The organism is Brachyspira alvinipulli ATCC 51933, from assembly GCF_000518245.1.
GTDB lineage: Bacteria > Spirochaetota > Brachyspiria > Brachyspirales > Brachyspiraceae > Brachyspira > Brachyspira alvinipulli.
The window spans coordinates 54,337-70,538 of sequence record NZ_JADF01000021.1 but is presented as its reverse complement, the minus strand read 5'-3'; the positions used below and the strand labels follow the sequence as shown (position 1 = coordinate 70,538).

Sequence of the window (16,202 nt, the reverse complement as noted above, 5' to 3'; positions counted from 1 at the left end):
AGCGTTTCTAATCTATCCATACTGGAATGTAAAAGTCTTTTGGTCAGCATGACGATGGTACTTTTGATGATGTTTCTAATCTATCCATACTGGAATGTAAAATAGTGATCCAGTAGAAATTACAAAGGAAAGGCGGCTGTTTCTAATCTATCCATACTGGAATGTAAAATATTCACCACAAGCAAAATACTTAAGTTTAACATTAGTTTCTAATCTATCCATGCTGGAATGTAAAATTCGTCAATTGATGATTATTTGATGATTATTTTAAGTTTCTAATCTATCCATACTGGAATGTAAAAGATGATAACGAACAACAAATACAATTGGTTCAATTTGTTTCTAATCTATCCATATTGGTTCAATTTGTTTCTAATCTATCCATACTGGAATGTAAAATTTGTCAATTATGAAAAATAAAAATTAAGGAGTTTAGTTTCTAATCTATCCATACTGGAATGTAAATACCTGTAAAGCATTTAATCTTCTTAAATCTACAATGTTTCTAATCTATCCATAATGGAATACATATTTTATATTAATATTATACTTATAATGAAAATTTTATATTCTATCTAAAAATGTATAAAATGTACTATATATTACTTTACATTTAATTTACATTACAGTATTTATTGTAAAATTTGTTTAAGCAAACTTTACAAAACTCCGATAATATGTTATACTTTAAATAGAAGGATATGATGAATACCTCTTAAAAAACAAATTAAGGAGGAAATATATGAAAAAATTAGGAATTATAACTTTAATATCCACTTTTATTATGAGTGTTAATCTTTACTGCTTTGATTTAATTGAAGATACCTTCGATTTTATTTTTGATGATTTAGCTAAAATAATAGGTATAGTTGTAATATTGGCAGTAGTTATATACTTTTTGAAAAAATATATAAAAAAAGATAATAGCTCTGATAATTAATGTTATATAAATAGGGGGAAAGTAAAATGAAAAAATTAGGGCTTATGAGTTTGATATCTATTATAATTATGTCATCTAATTTATATTGTTTTGATTTGATAGATGATGCTTTTGATTTTATAGAAGATATCGGAAAATTAGTTGGAATAGTTTTAATGATATTAGTTGTAATGTACTTCATCAAAAAAGTATTAAAAGATGACAGAACTACAGGAAGAATAAAAAAATATGATGATAGAGATTATGACGACTATGATGATAGAGAACGCAGAAGAAGAAGAGATAGAAGAGAACGCAGAAATTTAAGAGATGATAGAGAATATAGAAGAAGAGCTGATGATTATGACGATTACGATGATTATGATCGCTATGGTGATAGAAGAGACTATAGAGATTATGATGATAGAAACGATAACAGACCTAGAAGAGAAAAAGTAATAGATGACAGACAATATGAATATGATATGAGAGATTATGACAGAAGAGAAAAAAGACTTCCTAATAATATAAATAGCAATAATATAGATAAAAGAGAAAACGATTCAAGATACGAAAAAGTATATGAATTAAAACCTGAATACAAATTGAAGTCTGATAATAATAAAAGAATAAGATAATCTTTTTAAGATAAGGAGGCATTTATGAAAAATAATATAATGGCTATTGCAAAATCCAAAAAATTTATGGCTGTTTCTGCTACTATTGCTTTGGCAGCATTACTAATAATGGCCGGTAAATTTTTAGGCGTACATTATTATATGTTCTATTTACTTTATAACTTAGAGGATGTTGCAGAAATAATACTAAAATTAGGAATTTTCATTGCTGTAATATCAATATTAATAGCTTTTTTCCTTAAAAAAGACAATAATAAAAGCAGTGATAATAATTCTGTTATAAATAGAGAAGAAAATACTGAAGAAAAAAACAATGTTAAATCAGGAAAATTATGGCTTATACCTATAATAGTTACAATAGCTGTATTATTATTGTTATTTCTTGCTCCAAGATTTTTAGCTTCTGGATATTATGGAATGTATATGCTTCATAATTTAGATGATATAATAGAAGGAGTTTTCCAGTTAGCTATTAGTGTTGCTGTTATAGTATTTTTAGCAGTATTTTTTAAGAAGATATGGAATAAACTTTAATATATATTCTAAGTAGAAAAATTAAGGGTAGAGTTTTTAAGCTCTATCCTTTTTTATTTTTAAATACTAGACTAAAACTAATATTTAAAAGAATAAAAAAATCAATAATCAAAAGCATCCTCATCTATATCCATATAATTTCCTGCATAGTTTGCTTTTTCTTTTATAAGCATTAAACGTTTTGGAATTTCCATTAAAAATGATGAAGGTATCTGCTCCATTATACCTGTATTTACTCTTCGCCTTTTTGAATAAGTTAAATAAAGTTTTCTCTTTGCTCTTGTTATTGCCACATAAAAAAGTCTTCTCTCCTCATCAATGCCACCTTCTTCTTCAAGTGAAAAATAATGAGGAAAAACCTGATGCTCTAAGCCCGTAATAAATACAGCATCAAATTCTAATCCTTTAGCATTATGAACCGTCATTAATGTAATAGAATCCTCTTTTTCATCATTGGTATTTAGGTCTCTGTATAAAGTATTTTCTTCTAAAAATGTTATGAGTGTTGCATTATTCTCCATAGATTTATAATCATAAAAACCTCTGAAAAGCTCTTTTATATTTTCTTCTGCTGTTATAACCCTATCATTTCCATCGCTTTTAAATATTGAAAAATAATCTATTTCCTTTAAAAATTCAAAAAATATATTTTCTATATTTATGCCGTCTTTATTTACAATATCATTTTTTATTTTTAAAGCATATTCATTTATTATATACTTGTATGCTTTAATATTATTAACAGCCTTTTTACTCAAATTAGAATCTTCCAATATATCAATAGCATCAAATAATGATAATTTTCTGGAATCAGCAAAAGTTTCAAAATTGGCAAAGGTTTTCTCTCCTATAGCTCTAGGAGGAGTATTTATCGTACGCCTTACGCTAAAATTATCATTAAATCCCGTCATAAGCCTCAAAAAAGAAATAGAATCTTTTATCTCAATGCGTTCAAAAAATCCAACACCTCCAACTATTTTATAATTAATAGAATGAAGTCTCAATTCTTTTTCATAAGCTCTTGACTGACTATTTGTTCTAAATAATATAACAATATCTTTAGCCTCAAATCCATTATCAAATAAGGATTCTATCTCATTAACTACGCTTCTGGCCTCTTCCAAATCACTATAGCAAATCCAATTTTCAATTTTAAACTCATTAGGTTTATTTGAAAATACATTCTTTTCATGTCTGTTTGTATTATTTTTTATAACACTTAAAGCAGCTTCAACAACATCTTTAGGACATCTGTAATTTTCTTCAAGACGTACTATTTTTGTATTAGGATAATCTTTTTCAAAATCAAGTATATTCAAAACATTCGCACCCCTAAAAGCGTATATACTCTGATCATCATCACCCACAACTGTTAAATCATTTTCTGCATCCTGAGTCAATAATTTTATTAATTTATACTGCTGAGGATTAGTATCCTGAAACTCGTCAACCAAAATATATTTAAATCTGTTTCTATAATAATTTAAAACAATTTTTTCCTGTTCAAATAACTTTATAGTATTTAATATAAGATCATCAAAATCCATTACATTTTCATTAATCTCATATTCTGTATATTTTTTATAAACATTCTCAAAAATATCCCTATCAAAAACAATGCCGTCTTCCATTTCATTTTTATTAGCTGATATAAATCTCATAATCATTTTTGTAGCAATACTTTTAGGTACAGACTCTTCTTTAATTATTCTTTTAACAATGGATAATTTATCTCCTTCATCCAAAATAAGAAAATTAGATTTATATCCCAAACGATGAGCATTCTCTTTTAAAATTCTTAAGCATGCAGAGTGAAAAGTTCTTATAAATAATCTGTTAGGCTTAATATCCGGAAGCAAACTGCAAACTCTTTGCTTCATTTCATTGGCAGCTTTATTAGTAAATGTAACAGCAAGTATATTATCAGGCGGTACTTCAAGTTCATTAATAAGATAAGCAATTTTTCTAGTTATTACCAAAGTCTTGCCACTTCCAGCACCTGCTAAAAGAAGCAAAGGACTTCCTGTATGCAAAATACCCTCTTTTTGAACTTCACTGACATTTTCAAGTATTTCCATAAATTAAACCTTTATTAATCATATTGTATATTTTTTATATGTACAACTTTTATAGAAAATTCTTTAATAATAAATTAATTAAGATCTTATTTAAGACTTATTAATTACCTTCTTCATCATCAAAATTGAAATATTATTATACAAACTTCTTATACTATGATTTATTAAGAATAATCAATTCTATATTTTAAATCTTTTTATATACATTTATTTTTTATAATATCGTCATAGCAAATAATAAAAATTATCAGTACAAAACTATACCCAAAACAGCAGAAATTACTATTATAGCTAAGATAGGAACTTTTTTTATTTTTAAAAATATTGATAATGCAAATATAAATATTCCTATAGGACTAACATATTTAAAAATGTTTTGAACAAAATCAATATTTCTTAATATAGAAGTTTCTGTAAGCTGAACAAAAAAAGCATCTTTAGTAAAAGTTACAACCGCAGAAGCAATTAGAGCAACAGCACATACTCTCAAAGCATTCATTATATTATTAAACTGCTCATTGTTTTTAACTGCATAGAAAAATTTAGATACTATCATAGTGATAATGAAAGCAGGAATAAATATACCGAATGTTGCAACTGCTGATCCTAAAACTCCAGCTACTTTATACCCTACAAATGTTGCCGCATTAATAGCGATAGGACCGGGTGTTATCTGAGATATTGCCACAAGATTAGAAAATTCTGAAGATGTAATCCAATTATATTCTTTTAATATACCAAGAAGGAGAGCGATTATAGCATATCCTCCGCCATAAGTAAAAAGTCCTAGTTTAGCAAATACATAAAAAAGTCTAGCATATATCATAATATCAAATCCAAATCAAGATTGTTTTTTTATAATGTATTTATTAATAAGATAATAAATCCAGCCAATCAATGCCGAAAGAAGCAAAGCATATATAACATTTAAATGTAAGAATACAACTAATACAAAACTCAATATAAATAGGAAAGCAGTAAATTTATCTTTTATAACCTGTTTTCCCATACCGAAAGCCGATAAAAGTATAAGTCCAGCAATAGCACCTCTGATACCTAAAAAAGCTTTATTAACATATTCAGTATTTTGAAATCTCTCAAATATAGGAGCTATCATAAGTATTATTATAAATGAAGGCGCCATAACCCCAATACCTGCCATAATGCCTCCAAATATACCAGCCACTTTAAATCCTGTAAGAAGTGAAGAGTTTACAGCAATAACGCCTGGTATACTCTGAGCTAAAGCAAATATATCTATTATCTCATCTTTAGTTATGAATTTCCTTTTATTGACAAATTCATCTTCCATTATAGGAAGCATAGCAAGTCCGCCTCCTATCGTAACAAGCCCTATATAAAAAAATGAAAAAAACATCGTATACCAAGAAGGTTTTTTATTATTATCTTCCATACCATATTCCCTAAATAATTTTTAACATAATAAACTATATCATACTAAAATTATTGTCAATAGTAAATATAATTGATTTTTAATTGAAATAAATATATTATGTAGTCATAAGGTTATTTATTTTTTACATATTTGTATTTAATTTATTATATTATAATATATAAAATTAAAACGATAATAGGAGTAATGTATGGAACATGATGTAGAATATTTAAAAAACGAAACATCTATAAATTATGATAAAACACTATGTTATTGTAAGAATGTATCATATAGAACTGCATATACTGCTATAGCAGATAATAAAATCACATCTATTGAAGAAGTAATTGAGAAAACAGGGGCTTCAACTGGATGCGGCGGATGTAAAGATAGAATTTTAAGTTTAATAGAATATGCTAAAACAAACAATTATGAACCATTAAATTTTTAATTTATAGGATAAAGTTATGATTAATGAAAAGGTACTTAATGCTTTAAAAGAACTTAATATAGAATACAAAGAATTTGATGAGGCTGGTGCAACAAAAACTGTAGAGGATGCAGCCAAAACATTAAATATAGAAAAAGGACAGGTAGCTAAATCTATATTAGTAAAACCTGCTAAAAAAAATTTTGCAATGATCATAGCTTCGGGAGATAAAAAAATATCCTCTAAAAAAATGCGTGCTTACTTCGGATGTAAAACTAGTTTTGCAAGTGCTGAAGATACATTTAATTTAACAGGATTTACTTTCGGCGGAGTATGCCCTTTTGGAATTGATAAAACTAAAATAGATATACTTGTTGATAAAAGTATGTCGCGTTTTAATGATTTATATATAGCCTGCGGAAGCGATAGTTCTTTGGCTCAAATGAGTTATAATGAAATACTTGAAAAAATTTCTAATGTAGAAGTTGATTTAATGGATGAATAAATAAAAAAATAATAATAAAGTATGCCATAGGGATTATAACAATTCCTATGGCATTTCTTTGGGAGAAAATATGATTCAAAATAATTATCATCATAGTAACAGCAAAAACTTCATTTTGAAATCTTTTTAGTTGTTAATTTATTATTTAATATATGTAAATAATAAGCAATAAATATAAATAGTCCCATTATAGCAATATGATCCATAAAGAAAAATATAGCAGGCTCTTTTAAGGCAGGAACTTTTGCAATTAAAAACATTTTAATATAAAAACCTCTTTTTATAAATGAAACTACACCATATACAGCTATTAATAAACCTATTATTGTATATATTTGTTTTTTTATATTTATCATTTTTTTACTCATATTTATAAATATTCCCCAATGCATTCCCAAATGTACAGACATCAATATAAATCCCCAATAGCTGCAAACTATATGTAATTTTTTATTAAATACTTTTATATCACCAATGTTAAAAAATTCGAGCACACTTTTATTAAATAATATTCCGCTTATAATTAATCCAAGCATACATATAAAAAGCATAGTATTTATAAATGTATTCAATGATCTGTTTAAACTATATTTTCCTTTAGGCAGATTTTTGTACCAATTAAAATTCAGTATATGATGAAGTATAAAAAATATAAAAATCAAATAACCCAAATATTCATGCATAGTACGCCCTGTCAAACGATATGCCATTAAAACGAAAAAAAGAATAGTCATTATTATATCCACAACTATTTTAATTGTATTTTTCATCTATAAATTTTCCCCCTAATTAGAAAATTAGTTAATTTTAATTAAAACAATATAGCATGCTATTTACTTTATTAGACGAATTATATTATGAAAAGTTCCTAATAATTTATTTTTTTTATAATTTTTATACAAAAATTATACTTTTATTTTTTAATGGAATTAAAATTAATTATATGATAAATTTAATTTTTTAACTTAATTATTATCGATTAGCTTTAAAAATAAATCCATAGAAATTTAATTTCTATGGACATTTAAGTAAATATGATTGAAAAACTTATTATACAAAAAACTTATCTGCTAGGTTTAAAAAAGTTAAGTCTTAAAGCATTAGTAACTACACATACAGAACTTAAACTCATAGCAAGAGCAGCAAATATTGGGTTTAAAAGCAAGTCTTTACCCAAAATAGAAACTAAAAAATTTCCAAAGTATGAAGCTATTAAATGCTCTCTCAATATATGCAAAACTCCTGCCGCAATAGGTATGCCTATAACATTGTAGCAAAAAGCCCAGAATAAATTTTGTTTTATATCCCTCATAGTTGCCTTGCTTAATTCTATGGCAGTTACAACATCATTAGTGTTTGATTTTACTAATACTATGTCAGCACTTTCAATAGCAACATCAGTACCGCTTCCAATAGCTATTCCAACATTCGCTTGGGTTAGTGCAGGAGCATCATTTATACCATCGCCTACCATAGCAACAGTCAAACCTTGATCCTGAAGTTTTTTAACTTCATTAGATTTTTCTTCAGGTAATACTTCTGCAAATACAATATCAATACAGGCTTCTTTTGCAACTGAATTTGCTGTGTTTTTATTGTCGCCTGTAATCATTGCAGTTTTTATTCCAAGTTTATGAAGTCTGTTGATTGCTTCGATGCTTTCTTTTTTTAATTTGTCAGCAACTGCTATTATTCCTAAAAGTTTATTATCGTAGGCAACATACATAGGTGTCTTACCCTCTTTTGAAAGTTTATCAATATATGAATTATAATTTTCTGTACTGATATTTTCTCTATTCATTAATTTGTCATTGCCCATTAAAACTTTTTTGTTATCAATAAATACTTCTATACCAAAACCAGCTATGGCTTTAAAATTTTCTATATTGAGAAGTTTAATATTTTTTTCTTTTGCTTCTCTTACTATAGCCTCGCCTAAAGGGTGTTCGCTTCCATTTTCAGCACTTGCAGCTATTAAAAGAAGTTTATCCTTATCATCAGAAATAATATCTGTAACATAAGGCTTACCCTCTGTAAGAGTACCTGTCTTATCAAACATCACCGCATTTATTTTTCCAGAAACCTCTAAAGCCTCAGCATTTTTAAAAAGTATGCCAAGCTCAGCACCTTTTCCTGTACCAACCATTATTGCAGTAGGTGTAGCAAGCCCTAAAGCACAAGGACAAGCTATAACAAGTACCGATACAAATACAGTTAAAGAAAATACAAAATTATGAAGAGCTATAAACCAAATTATGCCGGATATCAAAGCTATAGTTATTACTGTAGGTACAAAGTATGAAGAAACAACATCGGCAATATGTGCTATTGGAGCTTTTGAACCCTGAGCATCTTCTACAAGTTTTATAATCTGTGCTAATGCAGTATCCGCTCCTACCTTTTGAGCTTTGAATTTAAAACTTCCTGTTTTATTTATAGAAGCCCCAACTACTTTATCGCCTACACTCTTTTCAACTGGTATGCTCTCTCCTGTAAGCATGGATTCATCAACACTGCTGTATCCTTCTATTATTTCTCCATCAACAGGAATCTTCTCACCAGGACGAACCAATAATATATCATCAACTTTTACATCTGAAATCTTTATCTCTTTTTCTTCTCCGTCTTTTATTATAGTGGCAGTTTTAGGCTGAAGTCCCATAAGTTTTTTTATTGCCTCGCCTGTTTTTCCTTTGCTTCTAGCCTCTAAATATTTTCCAAACTGTACTAATGTTATTATAACGGCAGCTGATTCATAATAAAGATTTTCACCATGAGGATTAAGTCCCATAAATGCCAAAACAGTAGAATAAATACTATAACTAAATGCCGCAGTTGTTCCTATTGCCACAAGCGAGTCCATATTAGGAGAACCTCTAAAAAGCGCAGGAAAACCTAATGTATAAAATTTATAACCTGATATCATAACAGGTACGCATAAAAATATTGCTACTATAGAAAAAACTTGAGGGTTAATATGATGCACCAAGAAACTAGGTATTGGAAATTTCACAACACTAACCATAGGCGCCATTGATATATAAAATAGAGGTATAGAAAATATTGCTGATACTATAAGTCTGATCTTCTGCTCTTTTATCTCTTTAAGTTTTCTTTCTGTAGGATCTTCTTCTTTACCTAATACTTGATATCCTGCCTTCACTACAACATTAACTATATCATTATATTTTAATTTATTCTCATCAAAAATTAATACTGCTTTCTCTGTTGCTATATTAACATTTGCCTCTTCTATACCTTCAGTTTTTTTTAACGCCCTTTCTACCGCTCTTGAACAGGCAGCACAATGCATACCGCCTATCCTTATAGTAATTTTCATAATCTACAAAACCTCTTAAAAGTTAAATAAATCTAACAATATGTAGTATATCATACCAAGCTATAAATTTCAAGTAGGTATACAGGGTATATTAAGACATATTCAATTATGTAGTTTAAAACTATTATTATTGCATTTCATTTTCACACATTTTTGCAAGGCAGCTTTTTAATTCTAGTATAAACTTTTTATCTTCAACCATTATATGATTAATAAGCCAATCTCTTAAAAATGTAATAAAATCTTCTATAACAATCTTATTACCATTTTCATACATATTAACTTCATCAACAACTTTAACTGAAAATGCTCTATGTCTAGTAATATGATCCTTTGATGCAGAATAATCTATTGCACTCATAATTTTTTCTTCATAAGAAAAATGGTATGTAGCATAATCAATAGCTCTCTTTAAAATATCACTAAAAGATTTCTTTACTTCCTCATTATCAAAATCACCATCAACACCTATACTATATAGATCATTTATTATATTCACAAGTTCTTTATGCTGATCATCGATTCTCTTGTATCCTGTTTTGTATTTATTTTCCCATCTTATCCATTTTACTTCATTTTTGTTTTCTGTATCCATAAATTTACTCCTATATATTTTTTATGAATCTACATCTTTTGTAAAATATCTATCATTTCTTTAACAAACTCTTTATCCGTCTTCAATATATGATTTAAAAACCATTCTTTCAAATACTTTAATAAGCTATTAATAGAATCTGTAGAACCATTTTCATATAGTTTAACATAATCATATATTTTTTGTGTAAACTCTCTATGATAAGAAGCATGTTCCAATATCTTATTATATTTTATAGCATGCATTATTTTCTCTTCATAGTGTAAATGATAGTCTATATAATCTACCGTATTTCTTAATGCCTTTTTAAAAGCATCTCTTAATTCATCATTCTCTGAATCTTTATTCTCTAAACAATCATATAAATTATTAGCAATTTCTAGTAATTCCTTATGTTGATCATCAATTTTTTTGTAACCAGTTTTATATTTATCTTCCCATATTATATATCTATTATTCATAAGATTTCCCAAATACTTTATTAATATTATAATTTTCTCATATATTATTATAGTAATTTTTGATTTTTTTTAAAGACGAAACCTTATTTATTTGTTAGAATAACCAAATTTTTTTAAAAAAATATCGTATTATTAATACATTTCATAAAAATTATTTTTTTATAGTACAGCAATAAATTGTTTTATTAAAATAATTAAAAAGTAATAATTTTTACAAAGCTGCTAGATTTATAGTCTTTTGTTAAAAAAATATTTTTCTATAATGTATAAAATTGTATATTATTTAATAACATTATAAAAAACTTTTTTATTATTGATAGATTGATTTTTTAATTATGATTGCAAAAAATGAGGCATAATACTTTAATATTATGCCTCATTCGTTTATCACTTTTAAGATAAATTATTTTATAACATTATAAAAAGCTTTTTTACCTAAATAAATAGCTCTGTTGCCTAATTCTTCTTCAATTCTTAATAATTGATTGTATTTTGCAATCCTATCACTTCTTGAAGCAGAACCAGTTTTGATTTGACCAGCATTAGTAGCTACAACTATATCAGCAATAGTAGCATCTTCAGTTTCACCAGATCTGTGAGAAACTACAGCAGTATAGTTATGAGTTTTAGCAAGTTCAATAGAATCTAAAGTTTCAGTTAATGTACCGATTTGGTTAACTTTAATAAGAATAGAGTTAGCAACGCCTTTATCTAATCCCATTTGAAGTCTTTTTACATTAGTAACGAACAAGTCATCACCTACTAATTGAACTTTTTTACCTAATTTTTCTGTTAAGATTTTCCAACCTTCCCAGTCATCTTCAGCAACACCGTCTTCTATAGAGATAATAGGGTATTTATTGCACAAATTAACATAGAAATCAACCATTTCAGCAGGAGTTAATTCTCTGTTGTCTGATTTATGGAATACATATTTTTTCTTATCTTTGTTATAGAATTCGCTTGAAGCTGGATCCATAGCGATCATTATATCATCACCAGGTTTGTATCCTGCTTTTTCAATAGCCTGCATAATTACTTGAAGCGGTTCTTCATTATCTTTAAGAGTTGGAGCGAATCCGCCTTCATCACCAACAGTAGTGCTTAATCCTCTGTCATGAAGTATAGCTTTTAAGTTATGGAATACTTCAGCTACATAACGTATACCTTCTTTGAAAGTAGGAGCACCAACTGGCATAACCATATATTCTTGGAAGTCGATTGGAGCTGATGAGTGAGCACCACCGTTTAAGATATTAGCCATAGGTACTGGTAAAGTTTTAGCATTAGTTCCGCCAATATATCTGTATAATGGCATTCCTAATTCTTCAGCAGCTGCTTTAGCTACAGCAAGTGATACACCTAGTATAGCATTAGCGCCCAATTTTCCTTTATTTTCTGTTCCGTCAAGTTCTATCATAGTTCTATCAATTTCAACTTGATCTAAAGCATCCATATCAATAAGTTCATTACAAATAATTTCATTAACATTTTCTACAGCTTTTTGAACACCTTTTCCTAAATATCTTGATTTATCACCGTCTCTTAATTCTACTGCTTCATGTTCTCCTGTAGAAGCTCCTGATGGTACAGCTGCTCTTCCCATAACTCCGCTGTCCAACCATACATCAACTTCCACTGTAGGGTTTCCTCTTGAGTCTAGTATTTCTCTAGCTACTATATTATCTATTAAAGACATATTAAAAACTCCTTATAAATTCTCGTTGCATATATAATATAACATAAAATATAAATTTCAAGTGAAAAAAATGTACATTTAATTATTTTACAGAATTATATTTAAATCTTCTATTTTCTGATATAGCTCTTCCAATAGCATTCATTATAAGCCCTGTTATTATACATATACCAGATAATAATATAAATCCAGTTGCAAGTACGGAAGTAGCAATAGGTACAAAACCTTCCCTAATAAAAGAAAAAATAACTGGGACTCCATAATAAAAACCAAATAAAGCAAAAATACTTGCAATTAACCACCAAAAAATAATTGGTTTCTCCGTCATAAGTAAATAAATGATAAGTCCTAATATTTTAAAACCATCTTTAAAAGTATTAAGTTTAGAAAAAGAACCTTCCGGTCTGCTCTTATATTCTGCTTCCATCTCTCCTATTTGTAAACGCATTTGTAAAGCAAATATTGTAAGCTCTGCCTCTATTTCAAAACCTCTAGATGCTGATGGGAAAGTTTTTACAAATCTCTTAGAAAAAACTCTATACCCGCTTAATATATCATTTACATTATTTCCAAATAAAAATTTGGCAAAAGATGTTATCATTTTATTTCCAAAAGAATGTCCCCTTCTATATTTGCCAGCTCTGCGAATAACTGTAACCATATCTAAATCATTATCTATTAAATAATTAACTAATTTAGGTATGGCCGAAGCATCACACTCATTATCACCATCTATAAGTACATAAATATCACTATCTACCATTGAAAATGCCTGTCTAACTACTTCGCCTTTTCCCTGATACATAACTTTCTTTACAATAGCACCAGATTCTTTCGCAATATTATAGGAATTATCAGTTGAATTATTATCAAATACATATATTTCACATTGAGGATAATATTTCTTTATATCTTCTATAACTTGTTTTATAGTAAGTTCTTCATTATAACATGGGATAATAGCTGAAACTATCATTTTATACCTTTATATTAAATTTAGATTTTAATTCAATTATTATGTTTTTTATTCTTTCTATACTAAAAATGAAACTAATAAATGATATAAAAGATATAACACTTATAGGCACAATTGGATGTATATATCTATAGTCAGGTAATGGACTAAATATAATTACTATAAAAATTGTAGCAATCACTGAAATAGATGTAGTAAGAGAAAATAACAAAATATTACATCTTAAATCTTTTTTAAATATCCATAGTAATGAAGTTATTATAAATATAACTATAGACAATAAAGCAAAAAATGATATATCTGTATTAATATTATACAAGTATAATGTATTATAAATATTTTTTCTTAACTCTGAAAATCTTATTTCATCAAATTTTTCTTCCAACTTATCAATAGAATTAAATACAATTTTTAAATCCATTACATTTTTAGAAAAGTTTATAATATGTTTTGTATAACTTAAAGGATGTTTTATTATATACATAATCCAGATCTTTTTAATTTCATTTGAATTAATATCATCTCTAAAAATCCTATCTGAATACGTCCAATGAGAAATTCTATCAGCATCTATTGGATTTCTAATGTATGTTTTTTTCAAAGATATAAAATTTTCATTTGGCATATACCATTCATTTGGTATTATAGAATCATCATCTGACATAGTGGCGCAAGCAGCTATTTGCAAAGCAAATATATGATTTATTGTATATCTCACATTAAAAGCTTTATTATCTTCTATAACAAATAAAATTGGAAATGTTTTATATATAAATACTAATATTATAGAAAACAGCAGCATTAAACCAATAAATGAAATTATATATTTTTTTATAGTTAATATTTTATCTTTTAAAATATTGTACGTTATAAAAATAAATATAGGATATATTGTAACTATCATATTATGACGCCAAAGCATTCCTATAATTAAAGTAAAAAAACAAATAATATTTAATATTATTTGTTTTTTATTTGTATCACATAATATCATAAAAAACATTAAAGAATAACTAAACCATACCCATAAACTAGATGTAACATCTTTAAAATGATTAATATTGATAAAAAAGAAATTTGGTATAAAAGTTATTAATGAAACTAATAATATTAGATTATTTCTAAAACGCAAATATAGTGATATTGTTATTAAACATAATCCTGAGTACCATAATAATAGGTTCAATATAAATATATATGAAACATTATATCCAAAAATCTCATATAATAAATGTAAAAATAATGTTATTATGATTGGATTAGCATTTGTATAATCTCCTTGCATACTAACAAGTGTATCCCCCCAAGAAAAATCTCCTGGTTTGCATAGCCAATATTGAAATATAAATAGACATACATATATGAATATAGATATTTTTATATATAAATAGTCATTTTTTGATAAAATATTATTTGTATTATTTTCATATAATTTAAAATTATTAATATATTCAAAAAATTTTGTTTTATTGGTTAAAATCATAAAAATTATAGTAAGGTATATAAATAATACTATTATTTTACTTCTTACTTTTAAAATATAATTAACATTTTTAATTTGATCATTATAATTCAATTTATTATCAGAAACTAAATCTCCAAAAATAGTCCCTGGATAATTAATCATTTTAATTTCTTTTATAAAAATATTATTTTTTATAATCTCATTAATGTTATTTATATACACTCCATAGAATATATTATTTCTAAATATACCTTCATTACAAATAGTTTCGAAACTATAATAATAATTGGTAATATTTTTATTACTATATATATAATCTTCTATTTTATAATCTATATTTTTTTTTATATCTTGATAATTAGTAACACCATTCATTTGAAAAGTTCTAGATGTATTTAAATCAAAATTACTTATATAACCTTCTCTGCTTTTCAATCCCAAAATAGATAATATAAATATCAATAATAAATAAATACATAATATACAAAAATATATTTTATACTTATTCTTATTAAAAAAACAAAATATATATTTAATTTCTTTAGTTAATAAGATTATACAAATAAACAATATAGGTATTAATATAATAAATTTAATTTTTAAAACATAAAAAACATTATCTATTTTATCAGTATCTATTATTTGATTAGAAGTTAATTCTCCAAAAGGCGTACCGAGATTATCATTCATCTCAATTTTTGTTATAAAATCGTTATCATCTAGAATTTTGTTAGTATTTATATAAACACCATAAATATCACTATGCCTAAATAATTTATCATAATATTTCACTTTAAAAATATAATTATAATTAGTTATATTTTCATTTGTAAGTATGTAATTTTTAAGATATTCTTCGTCTATTTCCCCATCTACAACAAATTGATCTTTTAAATGAAACAAATTATTCAATTTCAATGTAGAATATTCATCTATTTCTAAATCTCCTAAATATCCTATTCTGCTTTTAATCCCTAATAAATATACTATTACTATAATTACAATAATAATTGATAATATTGTAATTTTCATAAATAACTTTTTATTTTTCATAAACTACCTCTAAATATAAAGAGAGGTTTTGATATAAAAAATATTTTTTTGCAATGAATATAAATTTCTTTAGAAGAGTTTTGTTTGTTTGTTTGTTTGTTTGTTTGTTTGTT

The 16,202-nt window shown here is 26.2% G+C and carries 15 protein-coding genes and 1 CRISPR repeat array; of the genes, 5 read left to right on the top strand and 10 right to left on the bottom strand.

Annotated elements, in window-relative coordinates; genetic code table 11:
- Positions 1-3: 3 nt before the first annotated feature.
- Positions 4-531: direct repeats of the CRISPR family, unit length 30 nt; unit sequence GTTTCTAATCTATCCATACTGGAATGTAAA.
- Positions 532-742: 211 nt separating this feature from the next.
- Genes T324_RS0103850 through T324_RS0103840 form a run of 3 tightly spaced genes read left to right on the top strand, consistent with a single transcriptional unit; the run spans position 743 to position 2,091 of the window.
- Positions 743-940, top strand: coding sequence for a hypothetical protein (locus T324_RS0103850; protein ID WP_028329043.1), 198 nt, complete (start codon positions 743-745; stop codon positions 938-940).
- Between the two features lie 26 nt (positions 941-966).
- Positions 967-1,557, top strand: a complete 591-nt coding sequence (locus T324_RS0103845) for a hypothetical protein (protein ID WP_028329042.1) — start codon at positions 967-969, stop codon at positions 1,555-1,557.
- 24 nt (positions 1,558-1,581) lie between these two features.
- Positions 1,582-2,091, top strand: a complete 510-nt coding sequence (locus T324_RS0103840) for a hypothetical protein (RefSeq protein ID WP_028329041.1) — start codon at positions 1,582-1,584, stop codon at positions 2,089-2,091.
- 101 nt (positions 2,092-2,192) lie between these two features.
- Here T324_RS0103840 and T324_RS0103835 read toward each other — a convergent pair whose 3' ends face one another.
- From T324_RS0103835 to T324_RS0103825, 3 genes are all read right to left on the bottom strand, one after another.
- Positions 2,193-4,169, bottom strand: a complete 1,977-nt coding sequence (locus T324_RS0103835; RefSeq protein WP_028329040.1) for an ATP-dependent helicase — start codon at positions 4,167-4,169, stop codon at positions 2,193-2,195.
- Positions 4,170-4,416: 247 nt separating this feature from the next.
- Positions 4,417-4,995, bottom strand: coding sequence for a chromate transporter (locus T324_RS0103830; RefSeq protein WP_028329039.1), 579 nt, complete (start codon positions 4,993-4,995; stop codon positions 4,417-4,419).
- 15 nt (positions 4,996-5,010) lie between these two features.
- A complete protein-coding gene (locus tag T324_RS0103825) occupies positions 5,011-5,583 on the bottom strand; it encodes a chromate transporter (protein WP_028329038.1) in 573 nt (190 codons plus the stop codon).
- A 190-nt stretch (positions 5,584-5,773) separates the two neighbouring features.
- Between T324_RS0103825 and T324_RS0103820 the strand changes: the two genes are divergently transcribed.
- On the top strand, positions 5,774-6,016 hold the full coding sequence (locus T324_RS0103820) for a (2Fe-2S)-binding protein (RefSeq protein ID WP_028329037.1): 243 nt from the start codon (positions 5,774-5,776) through the stop codon (positions 6,014-6,016).
- A 19-nt stretch (positions 6,017-6,035) separates the two neighbouring features.
- Positions 6,036-6,500, top strand: coding sequence for a YbaK/EbsC family protein (locus tag T324_RS0103815; RefSeq protein WP_028329036.1), 465 nt, complete (start codon positions 6,036-6,038; stop codon positions 6,498-6,500).
- Between the two features lie 110 nt (positions 6,501-6,610).
- On the opposite strand, the gene T324_RS0103810 is transcribed toward T324_RS0103815, so the two are convergent.
- From T324_RS0103810 to T324_RS17675, 7 genes are all read right to left on the bottom strand, one after another.
- A complete protein-coding gene (locus T324_RS0103810) occupies positions 6,611-7,270 on the bottom strand; it encodes a DUF4405 domain-containing protein (protein ID WP_028329035.1) in 660 nt (219 codons plus the stop codon).
- Between the two features lie 293 nt (positions 7,271-7,563).
- Positions 7,564-9,840, bottom strand: coding sequence for a heavy metal translocating P-type ATPase (locus tag T324_RS16685; protein WP_051436785.1), 2,277 nt, complete (start codon positions 9,838-9,840; stop codon positions 7,564-7,566).
- A gap of 127 nt (positions 9,841-9,967) precedes the next feature.
- A complete protein-coding gene (locus tag T324_RS0103800) occupies positions 9,968-10,435 on the bottom strand; it encodes a bacteriohemerythrin (RefSeq protein WP_028329034.1) in 468 nt (155 codons plus the stop codon).
- Positions 10,436-10,464: 29 nt separating this feature from the next.
- Positions 10,465-10,896 (bottom strand): bacteriohemerythrin, encoded by a 432-nt coding sequence (locus tag T324_RS0103795; protein ID WP_028329033.1) that lies wholly within the window; start codon positions 10,894-10,896, stop codon positions 10,465-10,467.
- A 403-nt stretch (positions 10,897-11,299) separates the two neighbouring features.
- Positions 11,300-12,595, bottom strand: coding sequence for a phosphopyruvate hydratase (eno, locus tag T324_RS0103790; protein ID WP_028329032.1), 1,296 nt, complete (start codon positions 12,593-12,595; stop codon positions 11,300-11,302).
- Between the two features lie 82 nt (positions 12,596-12,677).
- The gene (locus tag T324_RS0103785; protein WP_028329031.1) at positions 12,678-13,571 is read right to left on the bottom strand and encodes a glycosyltransferase family 2 protein; all 894 of its coding nucleotides are present in this window, start codon (positions 13,569-13,571) and stop codon (positions 12,678-12,680) included.
- A gap of 1 nt (position 13,572) precedes the next feature.
- Positions 13,573-16,089: a hypothetical protein gene (locus tag T324_RS17675; protein WP_028329030.1), complete on the bottom strand. Its 2,517-nt coding sequence runs from the start codon at positions 16,087-16,089 to the stop codon at positions 13,573-13,575.
- Positions 16,090-16,202: the final 113 nt, after the last annotated feature.

Bases quoted from the DNA above. Each gene is read 5' to 3' on its own strand.
- T324_RS0103840 (WP_028329041.1), top strand. From the start codon at position 1,582: ATGAAAAATAATATAATGGCTATTGCAAAATCCAAAAAATTTATGGCT.
- T324_RS0103810 (WP_028329035.1), bottom strand. From the start codon at position 7,270: ATGAAAAATACAATTAAAATAGTTGTGGATATAATAATGACTATTCTT.
- eno (WP_028329032.1), bottom strand. From the start codon at position 12,595: ATGTCTTTAATAGATAATATAGTAGCTAGAGAAATACTAGACTCAAGA.
- T324_RS0103795 (WP_028329033.1), bottom strand. From the start codon at position 10,896: ATGAATAATAGATATATAATATGGGAAGATAAATATAAAACTGGTTAC.
- T324_RS0103850 (WP_028329043.1), top strand. From the start codon at position 743: ATGAAAAAATTAGGAATTATAACTTTAATATCCACTTTTATTATGAGT.
- T324_RS0103835 (WP_028329040.1), bottom strand. From the start codon at position 4,169: ATGGAAATACTTGAAAATGTCAGTGAAGTTCAAAAAGAGGGTATTTTG.
- T324_RS16685 (WP_051436785.1), bottom strand. From the start codon at position 9,840: ATGAAAATTACTATAAGGATAGGCGGTATGCATTGTGCTGCCTGTTCA.
- T324_RS0103785 (WP_028329031.1), bottom strand. From the start codon at position 13,571: ATGATAGTTTCAGCTATTATCCCATGTTATAATGAAGAACTTACTATA.
- T324_RS17675 (WP_028329030.1), bottom strand. From the start codon at position 16,089: ATGAAAAATAAAAAGTTATTTATGAAAATTACAATATTATCAATTATT.
- T324_RS0103800 (WP_028329034.1), bottom strand. From the start codon at position 10,435: ATGGATACAGAAAACAAAAATGAAGTAAAATGGATAAGATGGGAAAAT.
- T324_RS0103825 (WP_028329038.1), bottom strand. From the start codon at position 5,583: ATGGAAGATAATAATAAAAAACCTTCTTGGTATACGATGTTTTTTTCA.
- T324_RS0103830 (WP_028329039.1), bottom strand. From the start codon at position 4,995: ATGATATATGCTAGACTTTTTTATGTATTTGCTAAACTAGGACTTTTT.
- T324_RS0103820 (WP_028329037.1), top strand. From the start codon at position 5,774: ATGGAACATGATGTAGAATATTTAAAAAACGAAACATCTATAAATTAT.
- T324_RS0103845 (WP_028329042.1), top strand. From the start codon at position 967: ATGAAAAAATTAGGGCTTATGAGTTTGATATCTATTATAATTATGTCA.